General features: G+C 38.4%; 18 protein-coding genes. 14 read left to right on the forward strand and 4 right to left on the reverse strand.

The genetic code is table 11. From position 1 onward, the window contains the following. Positions 1–59: 59 nt before the first annotated feature. The 3 genes from uvrB to AC04QZ_RS08820 all read right to left on the reverse strand — a co-directional run bounded on the left by uvrB (position 60) and on the right by AC04QZ_RS08820 (position 5,523). Complete coding sequence (gene uvrB / locus AC04QZ_RS08810; protein ID WP_086548159.1) at positions 60–2,102, reverse strand: excinuclease ABC subunit UvrB; 2,043 nt, start codon at positions 2,100–2,102, stop codon at positions 60–62. A 452-nt stretch (positions 2,103–2,554) separates the two neighbouring features. After that, entirely contained in the window at positions 2,555–4,927 is a 2,373-nt protein-coding gene (locus AC04QZ_RS08815) for a M1 family metallopeptidase (RefSeq protein WP_478357467.1), read from the reverse strand. An 11-nt stretch (positions 4,928–4,938) separates the two neighbouring features. Continuing rightward, positions 4,939–5,523 (reverse strand): HupE/UreJ family protein, encoded by a 585-nt coding sequence (locus AC04QZ_RS08820; protein WP_086548161.1) that lies wholly within the window; start codon positions 5,521–5,523, stop codon positions 4,939–4,941. Positions 5,524–5,774: 251 nt separating this feature from the next. Here AC04QZ_RS08820 and AC04QZ_RS08825 point away from each other — a divergent pair, with 251 nt between their 5' ends. From AC04QZ_RS08825 to AC04QZ_RS08890, 14 genes are all read left to right on the forward strand, one after another. Continuing rightward, entirely contained in the window at positions 5,775–6,440 is a 666-nt protein-coding gene (locus AC04QZ_RS08825; protein ID WP_478357468.1) for a class I SAM-dependent methyltransferase, read from the forward strand. A 58-nt stretch (positions 6,441–6,498) separates the two neighbouring features. Beyond that, positions 6,499–7,005 (forward strand): DUF6702 family protein, encoded by a 507-nt coding sequence (locus tag AC04QZ_RS08830; RefSeq protein WP_145954283.1) that lies wholly within the window; start codon positions 6,499–6,501, stop codon positions 7,003–7,005. A 134-nt stretch (positions 7,006–7,139) separates the two neighbouring features. Further along, the gene (locus AC04QZ_RS08835; protein WP_478357469.1) at positions 7,140–8,408 is read left to right on the forward strand and encodes a DUF7033 domain-containing protein; all 1,269 of its coding nucleotides are present in this window, start codon (positions 7,140–7,142) and stop codon (positions 8,406–8,408) included. A gap of 92 nt (positions 8,409–8,500) precedes the next feature. Then, positions 8,501–9,145 carry a uracil phosphoribosyltransferase gene (gene upp / locus AC04QZ_RS08840; RefSeq protein WP_478358347.1) on the forward strand — a complete coding sequence of 215 codons (645 nt, stop codon included), beginning with the start codon at positions 8,501–8,503 and terminating at the stop codon, positions 9,143–9,145. A gap of 74 nt (positions 9,146–9,219) precedes the next feature. Beyond that, positions 9,220–9,537 carry a low molecular weight protein tyrosine phosphatase family protein gene (locus AC04QZ_RS08845; protein WP_478357470.1) on the forward strand — a complete coding sequence of 106 codons (318 nt, stop codon included), beginning with the start codon at positions 9,220–9,222 and terminating at the stop codon, positions 9,535–9,537. 41 nt (positions 9,538–9,578) lie between these two features. Then, positions 9,579–10,268, forward strand: a complete 690-nt coding sequence (locus AC04QZ_RS08850) for a YjjG family noncanonical pyrimidine nucleotidase (protein ID WP_478357471.1) — start codon at positions 9,579–9,581, stop codon at positions 10,266–10,268. Between the two features lie 74 nt (positions 10,269–10,342). Then, on the forward strand, positions 10,343–11,050 hold the full coding sequence (locus AC04QZ_RS08855; protein ID WP_478357472.1) for a DUF4476 domain-containing protein: 708 nt from the start codon (positions 10,343–10,345) through the stop codon (positions 11,048–11,050). A gap of 19 nt (positions 11,051–11,069) precedes the next feature. Beyond that, a complete protein-coding gene (locus tag AC04QZ_RS08860) occupies positions 11,070–11,582 on the forward strand; it encodes a DinB family protein (RefSeq protein ID WP_478357473.1) in 513 nt (170 codons plus the stop codon). A 45-nt stretch (positions 11,583–11,627) separates the two neighbouring features. Next, positions 11,628–12,239, forward strand: coding sequence for a hypothetical protein (locus AC04QZ_RS08865; RefSeq protein WP_478357474.1), 612 nt, complete (start codon positions 11,628–11,630; stop codon positions 12,237–12,239). A gap of 88 nt (positions 12,240–12,327) precedes the next feature. Next, positions 12,328–13,647: a flippase gene (locus tag AC04QZ_RS08870; RefSeq protein ID WP_478357475.1), complete on the forward strand. Its 1,320-nt coding sequence runs from the start codon at positions 12,328–12,330 to the stop codon at positions 13,645–13,647. After that, the gene (locus AC04QZ_RS08875; protein ID WP_086548171.1) at positions 13,644–14,291 is read left to right on the forward strand and encodes a class I SAM-dependent methyltransferase; all 648 of its coding nucleotides are present in this window, start codon (positions 13,644–13,646) and stop codon (positions 14,289–14,291) included. Before AC04QZ_RS08870 ends, AC04QZ_RS08875 begins: the two co-directional genes overlap by 4 nt. A 13-nt stretch (positions 14,292–14,304) precedes the next feature. Continuing rightward, positions 14,305–15,066, forward strand: a complete 762-nt coding sequence (locus AC04QZ_RS08880; RefSeq protein WP_478357476.1) for a class I SAM-dependent methyltransferase — start codon at positions 14,305–14,307, stop codon at positions 15,064–15,066. A 172-nt stretch (positions 15,067–15,238) separates the two neighbouring features. Further along, positions 15,239–16,156: a glycosyltransferase family protein gene (locus AC04QZ_RS08885; RefSeq protein ID WP_478357477.1), complete on the forward strand. Its 918-nt coding sequence runs from the start codon at positions 15,239–15,241 to the stop codon at positions 16,154–16,156. A 137-nt stretch (positions 16,157–16,293) separates the two neighbouring features. Then, positions 16,294–16,749, forward strand: a complete 456-nt coding sequence (locus tag AC04QZ_RS08890) for a PA2169 family four-helix-bundle protein (protein ID WP_086548175.1) — start codon at positions 16,294–16,296, stop codon at positions 16,747–16,749. Positions 16,750–16,953: 204 nt separating this feature from the next. Here AC04QZ_RS08890 and cphA read toward each other — a convergent pair whose 3' ends face one another. Continuing rightward, positions 16,954–19,569 carry a cyanophycin synthetase gene (gene cphA, locus AC04QZ_RS08895; RefSeq protein ID WP_478357478.1) on the reverse strand — a complete coding sequence of 872 codons (2,616 nt, stop codon included), beginning with the start codon at positions 19,567–19,569 and terminating at the stop codon, positions 16,954–16,956. Between the last annotated feature and the right edge of the window lie 117 nt (positions 19,570–19,686).

Consider the following 19,686-nt stretch of genomic DNA (forward strand, 5'->3'; position numbering starts at 1 on the left):
CTTATTGAATTGCAATTCTAAGTCAAATTATCTAAAAATCAATCTTTAAAACCAAATCGTTACTTACCGAATTTTTCGTTGAACATTTTCTCCAGGGCAAACATTTCATCACGCAATTTTGCGGCCTGCAAAAAGTCCATATCTTTTGCTGCTTTCTGCATATCCTTACGGGTAGTATCAATTGCCCTTTGTAGTTCCGCTTTACCCATATACTGTACAATCGGATCCGCAGCAATACTGATTTCTGCATTTTCGACATAGGCCCTTGCTTTGTTATCACTTGCTTTTTGCGAGAAATCGAGCACTGAAGTTTGCTCTAAAATGGCTTCTCTTGATTTTCCAACTGTTTTTGGGGTAATACCATTTTCGAGATTGTAGGCAATCTGTATATCTCTACGTCTGTTCGTTTCTGATATTGTTTTCTCCATACTATCTGTAATGCCATCAGCATACATAATTACACGGCCTTTATCGTTCCGGGCTGCACGGCCAATGGTTTGGATGAGCGATTTCTCCGAGCGCAAGAAACCTTCTTTATCGGCATCTAAAATAGCCACCAGGGTAACTTCCGGTAAATCTAGTCCTTCACGTAGTAAGTTAATCCCCACTAAAACATCGAATTCTCCTAAACGTAAACCACGAAGAATTTCTACACGTTCGAGGGTTTTAATTTCAGAATGGATGTACCTGGTTTTGATATTTAAGCGATCGAGGTATTTTGTCAGTTCTTCAGCCATACGTTTGGTTAATGTGGTAACCAGAATACGTCCGCCATCTTTTATGGTAATGTCTATCTCATCTAAAAGATCGTCAACCTGATTAATAGCAGGTCTGATCTCAATAACAGGATCTAACAAACCTGTAGGTCTGATTACCTGTTCTACTACTACCCCTTCTGATTTTTCCAATTCATATTCGGCCGGAGTTGCACTTACATAGATGGTTTGTGGCGCAAGGGCTTCAAACTCGTTAAAGTTTAAAGGTCTATTATCAAGTGCCGCTGGCAAACGGAAACCATACTCCACCAAAGATAATTTCCTCGATCTATCTCCACCATACATGGCCCTGATCTGCGGAACGGTAACATGGCTTTCATCGATCACCATTAAATAATCTTCCGGGAAATAATCCAACAAACAGAAAGGACGCATACCGGGTTGCCTTCCATCAAAGAAACGTGAGTAGTTTTCGATTCCAGAACAATAACCCAATTCCTTCATCATTTCGATATCGAAGTTGGTACGTTCTTCCAAACGTTTTGCTTCCAGCAAATGCCGGTCTGCAATTAACTGGTTTTTGCGGATTTCCAGCTCTTCCTGTATTCCCCAGATCGAAGAATTGAACCTATCTTTAGGTGTAACGAAAAGATTGGCAGGATAAATGGCCATATCTTCTAATTTCTCGATGGTTTTTCCGGAAACCGGATCAATTGAAGACAGTTCTTCAATGTCATCACCGAAAAAAGAAATGCGGTAAGCATGGTCAAGATAGGCTGGAAAAATATCAACGGTATCGCCTTTAACCCTAAAGGTTCCGCGTTTAAAGTCTGTTGTGGTTCTGGAATATAAAATCTCCACCAAGCTATGCAAAAAGGCATTCCTCGAAATCCGTAAACCCACGCCAAAACGGAAAACCATGCGCGAAAAATCTTCGGGATTACCCATACCATAAATACAGGAAATGGACGATACCACGATGATATCCCGTCTGCCACTCATTAATGAGGAGGTAGTACGTAACCGCAGTTTTTCAATCTCCTCGTTTATGCTCAGGTCTTTTTCGATATAAGTATTGCTCGATGCAATAAAAGCTTCGGGCTGATAATAATCGTAATAAGAAACAAAATAATTCACCGAGTTTTCAGGGAAGAAATTTTTGAACTCACCATAAAGCTGGGCCGCCAAAGTTTTATTATGACTCAAAATCAGGGTAGGTTTTTGCGTCTGCTCAATCACATTGGCTACCGTAAATGTTTTTCCCGATCCGGTAACCCCTAATAAAGTCTGATAATGTTCATTGGCATTTACGCCATCTACCAATTGTTTTATAGCGTTGGGCTGATCTCCGGTAGGTTGATATTCTGAGGTGATTTTAAATTTCATGGGTAATCAAACTTAGTTAAAATTGATCTTTAAATCAATTTTAATGTTCTCTCCTCCGCTTATAAAAACATAAACGGCTGGGAGGAAATATACGGTTTAGGCTGCAAAGTGTAAAACAGGAGAAAGTCAGAAAAGTTGGCGTAATAAGAAATTTATTCCTTTCAGGAATTTATAACCTTCAATACCCAAATAGCCTTTCAGATAGATTAAAGACATACCAACCTAGTAAATCGAAAGTTTAACTTTTGATTTACTAGGTTGATTCTTAGTATTACACCTCAATAAAAATCCCCATTGAAAAAATTCAACGGGGATTTCTCAATCCTTTCGACAAGCTACGATTGACAGATTCTAAAATCGGCGTCATCTCGACCGGAGCAAAGCGGAGTGGAGAGATCTTTGAGCTATATTAAAAGATCTCTCCACTGCGGTCGCTTAGGATGGCGACATGATTATTTACCCGCAGCAGCCTGCATTGGGTTTTTACCAACCGATTGCCCTCTTACTGCTCCGCCAGCTTTGGTTTTATATACTTTAAACTTGCTTTCTTTTGCCTTACCACCCCAGCTGTTATTTGAGGTATCAATGTCTGCAGTTTCACGCAATGGATCGATTAAAATAGAGGCTACTTCTTTATTCTTAACATAAAATTTAGCTGTTTTCAATTCATTATGTCTCCAAATCTGCGCCGGAATACGGTCTATTTCTTTTGTTCCGTCTTTATAGGTAAACTCAACAATTACCGGCATTACTAAACCTCCTTTATTGCTAAAGCTCAGTTCGTAAAGAAATTTATCGCCATATTTGTCCTGTTCTGCTGAAGGAACAGCTTCCTGTGTTGCAGCGGTTTCTGTTTTAACAGCTACAGTGGTATCAACAGCAACCATTCCCCTATCATATTTATAATAGAAATCTTGTGCTGCAGGTGTTTTATCTACATAAAAATTAATTTTCTTATCCTCACGGTTCCTGATTTTCGAAATATCCTCAAAGGCATTAACCGCAGGTTTATCAATTTTAACCATTTTCGATTTGGCTTCCGGTAAATCTTTAGGAAAATCGGCTTTCGCAAATTTCACGCTATCTAATGATATGTCGCATGGATCGGTTCCATAAAACCAACCTCTCCAAAACCAGTCTAAATCTTCACCACTGGCATCTTCCATCGTACGGAAAAGATCAGCAGGTTCAGGGTGTTTAAAGGCCCATCTTCTCGAGTATTCTTTAAATGCATAATCGAAAAGTTCTCTTCCCATGATGGTTTCGCGAAGTATATTTAAACCAGTAGCAGGTTTAGAATAGGCATTCGGGCCGAAACGGGTAATATTTTCAGAGTTGGTCATAATTGGTTCCAGCTCATCCTTTGGTAATTTCATATAATCAACAATGGTATACGCCGGCCCTTTTTTACTTGGAAATTTGTTGTCCCAAAGCTCTTCGGTTAAATACTCCACAAAAGAGTTTAATCCTTCATCCATCCAGGTCCACTGGCGCTCATCACTATTGACAATCATTGGGAAGAAGTTGTGCCCCACCTCGTGAATAATTACACCTAACATGCCATTTTTAGTGCTTTCGCTGTATGTTCCGTCGGTATCTGTACGGCCGTAGTTAAAACAGATCATCGGGTATTCCATTCCGTTTGCGGCCTCGATACTTTGTGCAACCGGATAAGGATAAGGGATAGTAAAATCTGAGTAGGTTTTAATGGTATGTGCCACCGCGCGGGTAGAAAACTTGCTGTACAGATTGTATGCTTCTTTTCCATAAAAACTCATACACATCACAGTATTGTTATTGGCCTGAATTTTTTGAGGCATGGCATCCCAGATAAACTTGCGGGAAGATGTCCAGGCAAAATCGCGGACATTATTCGCATTAAAAACCCAGGTTTTTTTAGCGGTAGATTTTTTGGTTTCTGCTGCTTTAGCTTCAGCCAAAGTTTGAATTTCTACAGGTGCTGCTGCAGTTTTGGCCGAATTATACCTGCTTAATTGTGTAGGATTTAAAACAGCACTATAATTGATACACTCTCCTGTTGATCCCACGAGGTGATCGGCCGGAACTGTCATTTGAACTTTAAAATCGCCAAAGGTTAAGGCAAACTCGCCTCTACCTGTAAACTGATGGTTCTGCCATCCCTGAAAATCGCTGTATACACATAAACGTGGGTACCACTGCGTCATGGTAAACAGGTAATTTCCATCCGTCGGAAAAAACTCGTAGCCTCCACGGCCACCTACACTCATCCGGTCAGAAATTTTATAGTTCCAATCGATGTTGAAGATAAATTTTTGCCCACTTCTCAGCGCTACAGGTAAATCAACCCTCATCATGGTTTTGTTAACCGTATATGGTAGGTTTTTACCGGTTGCATCGGTTAATTTGGTAATATTTATTCCATAACCGTTGTTTCCTGTTGCACTTAACTGATCTAAGTTTTTAGTCGTTCCGGTGGCAGGCATTTTAGTCGCATCCTGATAATTGGCATTTCTATCTGTGCTATGCTCGTTTTCATCAAGCTGCAACCAGATATAAGTTAAAGGATCGGGAGAATTGTTGGTATAGGTAATCGTTTCAGATCCGGTTAACAACAGATTTTTTTCATCCAGCTCACATTTGATGTTGTAATCGGCACGTTGCTGCCAGTATTTAACTCCTGGCGCTCCGCTGGCGGTACGTTGTTCATTAGGTGTTGGTAAAATGGTGCCTAACTGCTCAAATTTATTCCCATGGTTACTCCCCGGGTTATTCTGGGTATTTTGAGCCATAGCTACACTAGCAGAAAAGAATAGCAGGCCGGTTAAAGTAAATAGTTTATTCATTATACGGTTTATTAAAAAGGAATTCGTTCTAAAGCCATTTTTAAAGCCAGGCTAAATACGGCTGCTGATATAAATAAAACCCAGCTCATACGTTTGATGCGGGTATAGTTAAAAATTAAAAAGGTAATCAGTAAGATGATAATCACCATAAAAATCTGTCCGGCCTCTAAACCTACATTAAAACCAAATAGCCCCCAGCCAATGTTCTGATCTTTGGCCAGCATTATCCGGATGGAGTTGGCAAAGCCCATGCCGTGAATAAGTCCAAAGCCCAGTGCCAGGAAGTAATTGATTTTAATTGATTTTAAAGAAAAATTCTTTCTAAACAAATTGCTGATCGCAGTAATGACAATGGTACAGGGAATTAAGAATTCTACCCATTTACTATCAAACCTGATGATATCCAATACACTTAAAAGTAAGGTAAATGAATGGCCAATGGTAAAGGCTGTAACCAGTATGAGTACTTGTTTTAGATTGACATAACTGTAAATAGCAACCAGGGCTAACACAAACAGCTGATGATCTAAAGCATCGGCACTGATAATGTGCGCCCAACCCAATTTAAAATAAAAGATAAAATCCTGTAGCGGCATGAATAATAAGCTAACTATTGAGAATGAAATAGTTTACAATAGCTAAAATTATATTTTTAATTACAAAAACCCGAAATATCCTTCAAAAAAACCCTAAATACCAAATTTGTTACCAACTTTTAACTCATTTAATGCTTTTTGATGAAGTTTTGTCGTAAATAACTGGGTTTACAGTTGTAAACAAAATTGTTGTTTAATATACCTGGCCAATGCGGTAACTTGGTAAAACTATTGGTCTTTTATTCAACACTATGCTTTGGCTTAAATATTATTTACAAAAACCTGAGAAAGGTTTCGATCCGGTTCCAAAAGCTTTTGCAGAAAAATATGCAGCAAATGAATACCAAAAAATCGACAACAGAATAATTGATGCTATAAAAACCCATCTGGGCGATTTCGAAGACAAAACTTTACTCGATCTTGGTGCCGGTCCGGGGCAATACAGTATTGAATTTGCCAGGAGGGGAGCAAAAGTGACCTGGCACGACATCAGCCGGAATTACTTAACCATAGCAAAAGCTAAAGCTAAGGAAGAAAATATGGTTATTAATTTTTCGTTGGGTTACTTGGAGGAAGCCCAGGGCAAGTTCGATATAATCTTTAATCGCATATGTTGGTATTACTGTATCAATGATTACCGGTTTGCAAAATGTATCTACAATTTAATCAAAAAAAATGGCTACGGTTTTATAGTGGTTAACAATGAGAAATATCACAAAGAAGAACTGGCAAAAGAATCGGGTTTTAGAAAATTAGCCATTCAAACGAGTTATTGGCTCAATGAAAATTTTAATATTAAGCTTACCCATGTTCATCCATCCCACAAAAAACTCAGTAAAATATTCGCCAGCTTAAATTTCAGGCACTTACATTTAGAACAATGCGGGCACAACACCTTAATTACATTTAACAAGTAGATGATTATCTGTTAACTTTGCTGCCTTAACTTTTTTAAGGAAAGATTTAAATATGTTAATGCGTAAATTAAAATATAGCCTTTTGCTTTTGTGTGTTGCTTTTTTTGCTGTCGGCGCAGGAATAAAACATCCCTTGCATGTAAGCACAACTGAAGTAAACTTTAATGCAAAGGATAAAACTTTAGAAGTAAGCTGTAAAATCTTTTCAGACGACTTTGAGGCCATATTAGCCAAATTATATAAACAAAAAACCGATCTGAGCAATCCGAATATGAAGAGCGCGATGGACGAACTGGTAAAAAAATACCTGCTTGCACATTTACAGCTAAAGGCCAATGGTAAAGCTGTCGCGATGAATTACATCGGATTTGAGATCGACCACGAGGCTACTAATATTTATCTTGAAGTGGAGAAAATTTCGTCAATAAAATCGGTTGAGGTGAGTAATTCTATTTTATACGATATGTTTGACGATCAGATGAGCATTGTACATATTGTAAAAGGCACTATCCGTAAAAGCACCAAAATCCTTTACCCTGAAAAAAAGTTCACCGCAAACTTTTAATTGTAATTTTTGTATTAGATAACGGTTCAATGTTAAATTACCGTTAATTTTAGAAGCAATATTATTGAAGTTAATATCTGCTGAGAAATATTTCTTGTAATCTTTTTTTAAATACCGTGTTGTTAAAATAAGTTATGCATCTAATCATCTTCTCCAACATATTAACGCCTCGGATAAAATATATCTTTAACTTTATTTTTAAAGATATTCTTAAAGCAGAATTAGAATTTACGGGCAATAGCCAATATTTTCTAGAAAGCAACCACGTCAAAATCAGTTATGGCGAGGAGCCTTTAGGCGAAGAACTTTTTTTTAAAAGCACCGCTTTACTCTTTTCCAACAAATTAGAAGAAATTAAACCCAAAACGATAACTTTTGGCGAATATCAGGCTCCATTTCCGGTTGCTCAATCGGCCTTACCTTTCGATGTTTTTGCAGCCTCTTTTTTTATATTAAGCCGTTATGAGGAATATTTTTATCCCAAAAAAAACGAAGAAGATTTTAAGCCATCAAAAAGCTACCAGCACAAATGGAAGATTTTAGATAAACCGGTTATTGATGAATGGGCATTGATCATTAAAAGTCTGATCAAAAAAAAACATCCGCATTTTAAGTTCCATGAAAAGAAATTTCAACACCAACCAACCATACATTTCAATATATTGCCCAACTTACCTGAGGGATTATTAAATAGAACCAAATTTATTTTCAGTGCGCTCTTTAAAAAAGAAAACAATTATTTGAGTTCGAAATTTGACAGGCTAACAGGAATAGGCATTAACAATGAACAGGTTTTAGCTGAGGTGAACCAGCTATTTTCTTTAAAAAAGAGTACCCCCCTTTATTTTGTCGATTTCCCTGATGTACCCATCAATTACATTAAGATCAATGGTATTTCAAAAACACTTAGCGGCCAATCAGTTGGATTATTAAGACCTTGCGCAAGCGATAAGGAAAAAATGTTCGAGATTAAGGAAGGCTTGGTCAAGCTCAAAAAAATTCATCCAAACCCCGTTCCGGTAAGCAGTCAGCAACTGGAAGTTTTAAAATTCCCCATCTGTTATTTAAACATTCTCAATTCTGGCATTACTTCCGATTATTCTATGGGCTACAGCAATGTATTGGGCTTTAGGGCCGGCACCTGTACACCATTTAGCTGGTACGATCTTCAGCTTGAAAAAGTGACCCCCTTAATCGTTAATTCTTATTGCCTCACCGATCATATTCTTCAATTTTTAACACACGAAGCAGCGGTAAAAACAGTGCGCCAGTATATCGATGCAGTGAAAGTGGTAAACGGTACCTTTTATAGCAGCTGGAACCTAAAAAGCCTGTCGGCAAACGCTAAATACAAAAAATTAAAATCGCTGTTTGGAGAAATGCTGAATTACGCCGGAAATTGATTTTAGTTTAAATTATTCGGCTTAAAATGATTAAATTTAGTGATTAAATCTCCCGCTGGGATAAATCATTAAGATACCGGAAAACAAATATGATGATTTTTGATGTAAGCAAGACGAAAACTATCGCCAATACCTTTATTGCCGAACTTCGGGATGAGAACATCCAGAAAGATTCGATGCGTTTCCGCAAAAACATGGAAAGGCTTGGGGAGTTTTTTGCCTACGAGATCAGCAAATCACTTCAATATACCACCAAAGAAATTGTAACCCCATTAGGTGTATCACCTTGCGAAGTTTTAACTCAGCAGCCTGTTTTGGCTACGATACTCCGGGCAGGCTTACCGCTTCAACAAGGTTTGCTTAACATCTTCGACAAAGCCGATTGCTGTTTCATTTCAGCCTATCGCAAAGTAAAAAAGAGTGGAGATTTTGTGATTCAAATGGATTACATTTCTACACCGGATTTGGAAGGTAAGGTATTAATTATGGCTGACCCCATGTTGGCTACCGGACAAAGCATGGTAATGTGCTGTAAAGAACTGATCAACCGTTATAAAGTTGCAGAACTTCATATTGTTGCCGCAATAGCCAGTACAGAAGGTGTTGCCCATGTGCGCGCTAATCTGCCTAAAGCAAAACTTTGGCTTGGTGCCATTGATGAAGAAATGACCAGTAAATCTTACATCGTGCCGGGGCTTGGCGATGCCGGTGATCTGGCATACGGAGAGAAAGTTTAATTTTTAGTCCTTAGTCTAGAGTCCTTAGTCAAGAGTCTTTAGTCCAAAGCTAAACCTCCTTATAAAACAATTAAGTGAACATCCTCTTTATATGCAGTAGAAATAAATGGCGTAGCGCCACTGCCGAAAACATCTATAAAAACCATCCTGAACACGAGGTCAGATCAGCAGGAACAGCGCCCTCGGCCAGAATTAAAATCAATGCAAAATTGATAATCTGGTCAGATCTCATTTTTGTGATGGAGAAAAAGCATAAGCAAAGGATCATAGAACGTTTTCCCGAAGAAACCGGTGAAAAGGAAATAATTACACTCCATATTCCAGATGACTATCAATACATGGATCAGGAACTTATTGAAGAGTTAAACGCAAAAGTTGCCGATTATCTATAAATCAAAGAATCATTAGGCTACCTTTGTGAAAATCATCACTCATGAAAAAGCACATTTTCTTCGATCTCGACCACACCATCTGGGATTTTGACCGTAATGCCGAAGAAACGTTAAATGAGCTCTACCAAACCTATAAATTAGATGAGCTGGGTTTAAAATCATGTACCGATTTTATCACCACATATACCGAAAATAACCATCAGTTATGGGCCGATTACCATTTAGGAAAAATCACCAAAGATTTTTTAAGATCGGAGCGGTTCAACAAAACGTTTATTCAACTGGGTGTTCATCCCGATGCGGTACCTCATCAGTTTGAAGATGATTATGTTAATATTTCACCCACTAAAACCAATTTGTTCGAAGGGGCTGAAAATGTTTTGGGTTATCTGCAGCAAAAATATACCCTGCATATTATTTCTAACGGCTTTAAGGAAACAACTTTAACCAAAATGAACCTTTCGAATCTTAATCCATATTTCGAAAATGTAATTATCTCAGAAGATGTGGGTGTAAACAAACCCAATCCTATTATTTTCGAATATGCGCTGGATAAGGCCAAAGCTTTAAAAGCAGAAAGTATTATGATTGGCGATAGCCTCGAAGCCGATATTTATGGTGCATTAAACTTTGGTATGGAGGCTATATTTTTTAATCCTTTACAGAAAAAAAAGCCCGAAGATGTTAAAAGGGAAATCGTTCACCTGGAAGAATTATTAAAACTTTTTTAGCCTTACTCCTTTTTTGTTTCATTTTGGCATTTGTTTGGCAATAGTTGAATACACACACAAATGAAATCTTTATTATGATGAAAAAAACCATCTTTTTAGGATTGGCAATGCTTTTTGCTACCCTAACTTTCGCTCAAAACAACCGCAGTGCTGCCGAAGTATTTCTGCAAATCGTTAACCCAGGCAAGTATAATGTATATTTAGATGAAGAACTGGTTGGGTCAGCCAATGGCAGGTTCCGTTTTTATAATGTATACAATTCAGCACCCATGTTATCTATTATTCAGGGCAATACCGTCGTGCTAAAACAGAGAATTAAGGTTATTCCACAACAAAGACTGGTACTAAGTTTTGAAGATAAAAGGTTGATTACTTTAAAACAGCTAAATATCTATCGCAACAGGCAATATGCCCTAAACGATTTTGACGGTTATACCGGAGACTATAATACCGGTATTGTTCCACCGGTTCAACCACAATCTGATTTCAATTATAGATTACTCTCTGATGAGGCTTTTCAGACTTTTTTAAACCAATACAAAAAAGAAAGTTTTGATGATGGCAGAACAAGAATGATCAATGTAGTGAGTAAAAATGCCTCACTGTTAAGCGCTCAGGCCAGGTTGCTTTTAAAATCCTTCGCCTTTGATGACGAACGTTTGAAAGTAGCCAAGAATCTTTACAAAACCGTTGCCGACCCACAGAACTATTTTAGCTTATCTGATATTTTTGTTTTTTCATCTAATAAGGACGACTTCTTAAAATATTTGGAGAAGCAGTAAATCGGCTTATCTTTATTGAATGACGGCTGCAAAAATAAAGGCATCGATACATAAAATTGTCGATGCCTATAAATCGAAATTATCTCACTATGATGAGGATATTTTTCAAACCACGCCACCCATTGATGGCTGGAGCTATAGTGAAGTATATTCGCATATTTTCGATTCAAGCCTGCTCTCCTTAATTGCACTCGAACGTGCGGCAAGTGGTAAAGGCGAAAACAAAGCCACGCATTTTATTGTAAAACTGATTTTGGTTTTAGGTAGCTTACCACCATCAAAAAAGTATAAAGTTCCGAAAAGACTGGCCGAAAGGGTAAAAAAAATCAGCAAAACAGAAGCGCTCGATTTTATTTTAGAGTTTGAAAAAGGGCTTGATGATAATTACCCTGCAATTGCCCATGCAAAAGCCGATTGTAAAACAAAACACCCGCGCCTAGGCTACTTAAATGCCCGGCAATGGCTAAGATTTATTGAAATTCATTTAAAACACCACCTCAAACAGTTAGAAAGAATAGAAAAGAGTTTTTAGGCGTAAATTAATTTCCCCATATTTGAGTATACTAAATTCATCGCCATGAAAACTGCTTTTTACTTATTCGCATTAACTATACTTTGCGCCTGTAATAGCGAAAAGAAAGAAACTGCTCAAGCGGTTATTCCAACACCTACCGGGATACAAGGCCTTCAGAAAAGCAATGCTGTTCAACCCGCAGTACAAACTGCCAAAACCAACCTTATTTTTAATCCACCACATGGCGATGCCGGGCATACCTGTGCGCTAGCGGTTGGTGCACCATTAAACCAAACAGCGGCAGTTCAACCACAAAAGAGTGTTAGTCCGCAACCCGTAACTGTTCCGGCACCACCAGTAAATACCTCAGGTAAAAAATTAAATCCTAAACATGGAGAACCAGGCCACAGATGTGATATTGCGATTGGCGCCCCTTTAGATAGCAAACCCACCCAGATCGTGACCACACAGCCTGCAGTAAAACAAACGGTAGCGATAAAAACAGGGAAGGGCTTGAACCCACCTCACGGACAGCCTAACCATAGGTGTGATATTGCTGTTGGTGCACCTTTAAATAGCAAACCTGCCCAGGCTGTAACTACGACACCTGTTCCAGCTCCTGACTCTAAAACTTCAGAAACAAAAGCACTGGAGACAAAAAGTGAAGGAAAATAATAGGACATACTTCATGTAATTAACGCATTAAAATATTTTGAATTTGGCCTATCTAACTTAACGCACATTTTTTTACATCTTTGCGTTAATGAAATTACCCGCCATAAAAGGTTTTGACGAAGAAGCATTTAACAAGTATTTAAAAAATACGGGATGGGTCATATTTGGCAAGGGGCTCAGCCTTATTGTAAACGTATTAATTACAAGCTACCTAGGCCCTATTTTATTTGGAGATTTAAGTTTTGGATTGTCTTTGGTGGCAATACTTGCTGCAGTAGGCGCCTTAGGTCTTGATACTTTCATTATCCGTGAAATTATTCAGGAGCCGAATAAGCGTGATGAAATTCTGGGGACTTCATTATGGCTCAGAATAGCTACAAACGGCTTGCTTATCCCTATTGCAATTGGTATTTACTTAATCAGCCACAATTTATCATCAAATCCCGGCACTCCCTTAACCTTACTTATTGGTCTACTTGCTTTCGCATCTTTTTTTAAATCATTTAATGTTATTGATGCATACTTTCAGTCTCAAGTACAATCCAAATACGTTGTACAGGTCCAGAATGTATGTCTGGTTACAATTTCAATAATTAAAATAGCTATCATTGTTTTGTCGCTTCCCTTGATCTATATAGTCTTCGCATATGTTTTAGAAGGATTGATCTTGGCAGCAGGCCTGATAATTGTTTATCAGAAACGAGGCTTTAGTATTTTCAACTGGAGTTTTGACAAACAACGAGCGAAATCCTTATTAAGAAAATCATCGCCGCTCATCCTTTCGGCGGTAATGGTTTCCATTTACATGAAGATAGACGTGGTGATGCTAAAAAGCATTGGCAGTAAAGCCATCGGGATTTACAGTTCTGCACAAAACCTCAGCGAGGCATGGTATTTCATTCCGGTTGCAATTGTTACCTCTGTATTCCCTGCTTTATTAAATGCCCGAAAAACAGATCTAGACCGTTATCAAAAGCGGCTTAAAAACCTTTACGATTTACTAATTTTTATAAGTTTACCTGTTGCTTTATTTATCAGCTTTTTTGCTGCAGATATTATTCACCTTATTTACAGAGGCAAATATGATGGCGCTGGCCCTATGCTTTCCATTCATATCTGGTCGGGGATTTTTGTATTTCTGGGTACTGCAAGTTCTCAGTATTTAGTTGCCGAGGGCTTTACAAAAATCTCATTTTATAGAACAGCCGCAGGTGCTATAGTCAATATTCTGCTAAACCTTTGGTTAATTCCAAAATATGGCGGTGTAGGAGCATCAGTTGCTACCCTTATAGCCTGCTTTGTATCTACATTTTACCTTTTATTAATCCCTAAAACCAGACAACAGGGTATAATGATGTTAAAATCATTATTTTTGGTCACCGCATTTCAAAAAATATTTAAACGTTGAGTACTCTTAAAGCATTAACCACATTAATTGCTAAGCCAGGCAGGCTTAAGGCATTATTATCATACGGACATAAAGGCTACCTGAACAGCATTGGCTGGTTCACGGCTTTTGATAAAAAACAGGCAGTAGACGGTCAGGGGAAAGCATTGCCTTGGGTAACCTATTCTTTTATCGACTTTATTAAGGAACGCATTAACAAAACACAGCATATTTTCGAGTATGGCTCTGGCAGTTCTACTATTTTTTATGCCGAAAGAGCTGGCTCAGTGACTTCTGTAGAGCACGATAAAGGCTGGTTTGATAAAGTTAAAAATACAAGTCCGGCCAATGCCGAAATGATCTTCTGCCAATTGGAAAAAGATGGAGAATATGCTAAAAAAGCAACCTTGCTTGATAAAAAGTTCGACATTATTATTGTTGATGGGCGTGATCGTGTAAACTGTTGCAAGTATAGTGTAGCGGCATTATCAGCAAATGGTGTATTGGTTTTGGATGATAGTGAGCGTGAAGTGTATAATCCTGCCCGTGTGCTTTTAAAGGCTCAGGGATTTAAAGAAATCAGCTTCAGTGGGATTTCACCAGGTCTTTTTTACGAAAAAGCAACCTCAGTTTTTTACAAGCAGGATAATTGTTTAGGTATTTAAATCAGTACGCATCATGTTAAGCGAAGAAGTAAAAACGGCATACGATAATTTTTATACCAATAGTGATGTAGCATGGAGAATGCTCGGTGCAAAATATAAAGCACAAAACATTATTGATGTTTGCAAAGGATTAAAACCTAAAAAAGTGCTCGAGGTTGGCGCCGGAGATGGCAGTATTTTACATTTTTTAAATGAATGGCATTTCGCACCAGAATTGTATGCTTTAGAAATTGCACAAAGTGGTGTCGACATTATAAAAGACCGTAACCTTGCTAGTTTAAAAGAAGCGCAGACTTTTGATGGATACAAAATTCCTTATGAAGATGATACTTTTGATTTGATTATTCTTGCGCACGTTTTAGAACATGTAGAACACGAAAGAATCCTGATCCGTGAATTGAAAAGAGTAGCCAAATATATTGTAGTAGAAGTACCTAAAGATTATCGTTTCGGAGTAGACCAAAGAATGAAACATTTTCTGGATTACGGGCACATTAACATGTACACGCCTACTTCTTTAAGGTTTTTGTTGCAGAGTGAAGGTTTAGAAATTTTAGAAGATAAAGTATCGATGACTGCACCAGAAACGGTAAAGTTTAATGAGTTTATCAATAGAAAAGCACCAAAAACGTTTGCTAAAAACTTAAAAATCGAGCTCGAATACCAGATCAAGAAAACTTTAGGTAACTGGTTTGGGAAGAAAAAGCAAGAGCAATTTGCTAATGCCTATACCGTGCTAACCAAAAAATCTGACCATAACTTACATATATTTTAGGTAATTTAACATATACGTTGGAAGATCTTCATTTTGAGCGATTGGAACGAAGCCGAGAATCTTCACTTGATTCTTAATTTGTAGATTTCTCCATTCCGCGGTGCTCCAGTCGAAATGACGATGGGCGACAACAATTGGCCAATTTATTGATATGGTTAACTTATAAACAAAAATGCAAAACCTTGCCCCAATAGCACTTTTCGTATATAACCGTCCGCAGCATACCGAGCGTACGTTACAATTCCTGCAACAAAATGAATTGGCTGCACAGAGTCATCTGTATATCTTTTCCGATGGTGCCAAAACCGTGCAGGATGAAGAAAAAGTTGCTGCGGTAAGAAAGATCATTAAAAAAGCAGAAGGTTTTAAATCGGTTAAGGTAATCGAAAGTAAGGCCAATGCAGGCTTAGCCAATTCGGTAATTGCAGGTGTAAGCCAATTAATAGCAGAACACGATCAGGTAATTGTTTTTGAAGATGACCTCGTTACCTCTCCACATACTTTAGCCTATTTCAACAATGCTTTAAACCATTACCGCGAAGAGGAAAAGGTAATGCATATCGGAGCCTACATGTATCCCTTAAAATCAGATAAACTTTCGCAATCTTTTTTCTACAGGGCAGCCACAAGCTGGGGCTGGGCCACATGGGGAAGGGCATGGAAAAACTTCGAACCCGATATTGACGTTCTGATAAAACAGTTTGATAAAAAGAAAAGAACGGCATTTTCCATCGATAATAAAATGAATTTCTGGAAACAGATGCAGGAGTTTAAGAAAGGGAAAAACAACAGCTGGGCCATAAGATGGTATGCTTCTATCTTTCTAAAAGGAGGCATCACACTTAATCCTTCGCAATCACTCGTAAACAATATTGGGCATGATGGCACAGGTGTACACTCAGGAATAAACGACATCTATAACGTCATTATCAACCCCAAACCAATTGTCGAATTTCCAACCGTAATAGCTGAAGATCCCATAGCTTACAAAGCCATCAAAAGCTTTTTGATTAAACGGAAAGGAAATATGGTAACCCGTGTCAGGCGTTTTGTAAAAGAAAAGCTGGCGCAATATTTTTCAAAAAAATAATTAATCCACCACCCATTCAGGTAGATCATCATAATGAGCTGATATAGCTTGTTGTTGTAGACAATTAAAAAAATGACAAACCTTTTTTTAATTGGCCATGTTGCTTATATAACATCGAAACTATAAAAATAAAAAACATGAAAACGACAACAGCAACAGCAGAGACATTAAACGACCTCATTCAAATTAATAACGACCGTATTGAAGGTTATGAAAAAGCGCGTCAGGAATTAAAAGACGGAGACGCTGATTTAAAAACCTTATTTTTAAATATGATAGGCGAAAGTCAAAAATATAAAATGGCTTTGGCTACTGAGGTGGCGGCATTGGGCGAAGATATTGAAACAGGAACGACCAATTCGGGTAAAATTTACAGGGCCTGGATGGATGTTAAAGCATTATTTACTGGTCATGATCGTAAAACCGTTTTAAACAATTGTGAGTTTGGCGAAGATGCTGCTCAAAATGCATACAAAATGGCACTGGAAGAAGAAGGTATTCCTTCAAATATCAGAGATTTAATTTCAGACCAAAAGGCATCATTAAGAACATCGCATGATGAAATTAAAAGGTTACGTGATGCGCAGGCATAGGTGAATTAAATATAAAAACGGAAAAACCTCCTTCGATTAATTAATCGAAGGAGCTTTTTTTATTATGTACCGTCATCTCGACTGGAGCAACGCGGAACGGAGAGATCTATCTATTTAGATTTAGCTTCGCTGAGTACTACGTGGTACTCGACTGCGCTGCACTCCGCTCGAAATGACGATTGGTGGTGATGTAAATTAATGAAACTAAGATTCCAATTCCCGATCTAAATGTTCGGTAACACGTTGAATTGTATTATCGATCGTGTTACTTAAAATTGTTAAATAAGAACCCTTTTTAGCGGTTTCTATCGCAATCTGCAAACACTCAGTACTTTTGTTATTGATGATGATTTCTTTATTTGGATCAACTTCTTTGATGCCTTTTACCAGCAGATCAACCAGTTCTTGTTGTTGTCTGCCACGGAGATATTTCTCCTGACAAACATAAATTTTATCAAACATCTGTGCAGAAATACGGGCAGTTTCGATAATATCTTCATCTCTTCTATCTCCGGTTGCCGAAATAATACCTACATGCTCAGTAGCTTCAACCCCTTGTAAGAAACCTTTTACGCCATTAAATCCATCCGGGTTGTGCGCAAAATCGACTAGTACTTTAAAATCTTTGAACCTGAAAATATTCATCCTTCCCGGTGTATGCGCTGCTGAAGGAATAAATGTTTCTAACGATAAACGGATATCCTCAGGTTTATAACCCCATAAATAGGTTGCCAGCGTTGCTGCAAGCACATTCTGAATCATAAAGTTTACAGACCCACCGAAAGTTAAAGGAATATGGGTGGCTTTATCTACCCTTAATTTCCAGTCGCCGGTTTTAATGGTAATGTATCCGTTTTCATAAATAGCTGCGATACCGCCTTTTCTACAATGTTCTTTAACGACAGGATTATTTTCATCCATGCTGAAATAAGCCACATTACAACGGGCGTCTTTGGCAATACGAACGCAATAACCATTATCGGCATTTAATACCGCCCAGCCTTTACGGCGCACTGCCCCAATCACAACAGCTTTAACCCGCGTTAAATCGTCCAGATTGTGAATATCAGAAATACCCAGGTGATCTTCCTGGATATTGGTCACTACGCCAATATCACAGGCATTAAATCCCAGCCCTGCTCTTAAAATGCCACCACGGGCAGTTTCCAGTACGGCAAACTCCACTGTCGGGTCTTTTAAAATAAACTCGGCACTTACCGGCCCGGTGGTATCACCCTTCATCAACATCGTATTGTGCACATATACCCCATCACTGGTGGTAAAACCTACGCGTTTACCATTGCTACGGATAATGTGCGCGATTAATCGCGTGGTAGTGGTTTTTCCGTTTGTTCCGGTTACTGCAATAATTGGGATTTGTGATAATTTTCCTTGCGGATAAAGCATATCAATAACCGACGCAGCTACGTTTCGAGGCAAACCTTCACTTGGTGCCAAGTGCATCCTAAATCCAGGTGCTGCATTTACCTCTAAAACCACCCCGCCATTTTCGGTTAAGGGTTGGGTAAGATTCTGCGCCATAATATCGATACCGCAGATATCCAATCCGATTACCCTCGAAATCCTTTCACAAATAAAAATATTCTGTGGATGTACAATATCGGTTACATCGATAGATGTTCCACCTGTACTTAAATTTGCGGTAGATTTTAAATAAACCACTTCTCCCTTTTCAGGAATGGTTTCTAAGGTATATTCTTTTTTGGCCAGCAAATCCAAGGTATCCCTGTCAACAGCAATTTCGGTTAACACATTTTCGTGACCATAACCACGGCGTGGATCTTCATTCTCCTTATCAATTAACTCCTGAATGGTGTGAATTCCATTCCCCTTAACATGTGCAGGATCGCGTTGCGCGGCAGCAATTACTTTATGATCGATTACCAGCACACGAAAATCGAATCCGGTAATAAATTTTTCTATAATTACCTTTCTCGAATAGGTTTTGGCATATTCAAAAGCGGCAACAGCATCTTCCATCGTTTTCACATTAATGGTTGCACCTTTACCATGGTTGCCATCAAGTGGTTTAAAAACTAGAGGAAATCCAACTTTTTTAACGGATGCTTCCAGATCATCAGGATTTGAAATGGTTACTCCAGAAGCTACCGGAATGGCCGCTTCGGTAAGCAAACGTTTTGTTTCTTCCTTATTGCTGGCAATATCTACGGCAATGCTACTGGTTTTTTCGGTCATGGTTGCCCTAAAGCGGACCTGGTTTTTACCATATCCCAACTGTACCAACGAACTTTTATTCAGCCTGATCCAGGGAATACTTCTGCTTACGGCCTCTTCCACAATAGAGCCTGTACTCGGGCCTAATGCTTCCAGCTCGCGGATTTCTTTCATCCTGCGGATATCGTGCTCTAAATCGTATTCTTCATTATTAATCAGGGCTTCGGCAATTTTAACTGCAGCTTCAGCAGCGTAAACACCAACTTTTTCTTCCAGGTAACTGAATACCACATTATAAATACCTTCCGTTTTAGTTTGACGTGTTCTGCCAAAGCCAGTTTCCATCCCGGCCAGTGTTTGGATTTCTAAAGCAATATGTTCAATTACATGCCCCATCCATGTTCCTTCTTTCACCCGTGTAAAAAACCCGCCTTCTACGCCTTTAGAACAGCGGTGTGTAAACATGCTGGGCAACAATTTCTCTATCCGTTCACTAAACCCTTCAATTACGTTGGTTGGCTTTTGCTCCAAATCTTCCAGATCTAAGCGCATCTGGATTAATTTTTTCCGGCTAATTGACCATATATTTGGCCCTCTTAATACTTGTATGTTTGATATCTTCATGTAATGTTTTGTTCGTTTTTTATTTAAACAAGCGTTTGGGATGGCCTTTTTAACTCAATTTTTAGAATGAAATTGATGACTGTAAATTATGCATTTATTTTGAAATTAGGCGTCCCA

The sequence above is a fragment of the Pedobacter folensis genome, assembly GCF_056490665.1.

Bases quoted from the DNA above. Each gene is read 5' to 3' on its own strand.
- AC04QZ_RS08850 (WP_478357471.1), top strand. From the start codon at position 9,579: ATGAAAAAGCACATTTTCTTCGATCTCGACCACACCATCTGGGATTTT.
- AC04QZ_RS08865 (WP_478357474.1), top strand. From the start codon at position 11,628: ATGAAAACTGCTTTTTACTTATTCGCATTAACTATACTTTGCGCCTGT.
- cphA (WP_478357478.1), bottom strand. From the start codon at position 19,569: ATGAAGATATCAAACATACAAGTATTAAGAGGGCCAAATATATGGTCA.
- AC04QZ_RS08885 (WP_478357477.1), top strand. From the start codon at position 15,239: ATGCAAAACCTTGCCCCAATAGCACTTTTCGTATATAACCGTCCGCAG.
- AC04QZ_RS08880 (WP_478357476.1), top strand. From the start codon at position 14,305: ATGTTAAGCGAAGAAGTAAAAACGGCATACGATAATTTTTATACCAAT.
- AC04QZ_RS08870 (WP_478357475.1), top strand. From the start codon at position 12,328: ATGAAATTACCCGCCATAAAAGGTTTTGACGAAGAAGCATTTAACAAG.
- AC04QZ_RS08820 (WP_086548161.1), bottom strand. From the start codon at position 5,523: ATGCCGCTACAGGATTTTATCTTTTATTTTAAATTGGGTTGGGCGCAC.
- uvrB (WP_086548159.1), bottom strand. From the start codon at position 2,102: ATGAAATTTAAAATCACCTCAGAATATCAACCTACCGGAGATCAGCCC.
- AC04QZ_RS08890 (WP_086548175.1), top strand. From the start codon at position 16,294: ATGAAAACGACAACAGCAACAGCAGAGACATTAAACGACCTCATTCAA.
- AC04QZ_RS08855 (WP_478357472.1), top strand. From the start codon at position 10,343: ATGATGAAAAAAACCATCTTTTTAGGATTGGCAATGCTTTTTGCTACC.
- AC04QZ_RS08830 (WP_145954283.1), top strand. From the start codon at position 6,499: ATGCGTAAATTAAAATATAGCCTTTTGCTTTTGTGTGTTGCTTTTTTT.
- AC04QZ_RS08860 (WP_478357473.1), top strand. From the start codon at position 11,070: ATGACGGCTGCAAAAATAAAGGCATCGATACATAAAATTGTCGATGCC.
- AC04QZ_RS08825 (WP_478357468.1), top strand. From the start codon at position 5,775: ATGCTTTGGCTTAAATATTATTTACAAAAACCTGAGAAAGGTTTCGAT.
- AC04QZ_RS08835 (WP_478357469.1), top strand. From the start codon at position 7,140: ATGCATCTAATCATCTTCTCCAACATATTAACGCCTCGGATAAAATAT.
- upp (WP_478358347.1), top strand. From the start codon at position 8,501: ATGATTTTTGATGTAAGCAAGACGAAAACTATCGCCAATACCTTTATT.
- AC04QZ_RS08815 (WP_478357467.1), bottom strand. From the start codon at position 4,927: ATGAATAAACTATTTACTTTAACCGGCCTGCTATTCTTTTCTGCTAGT.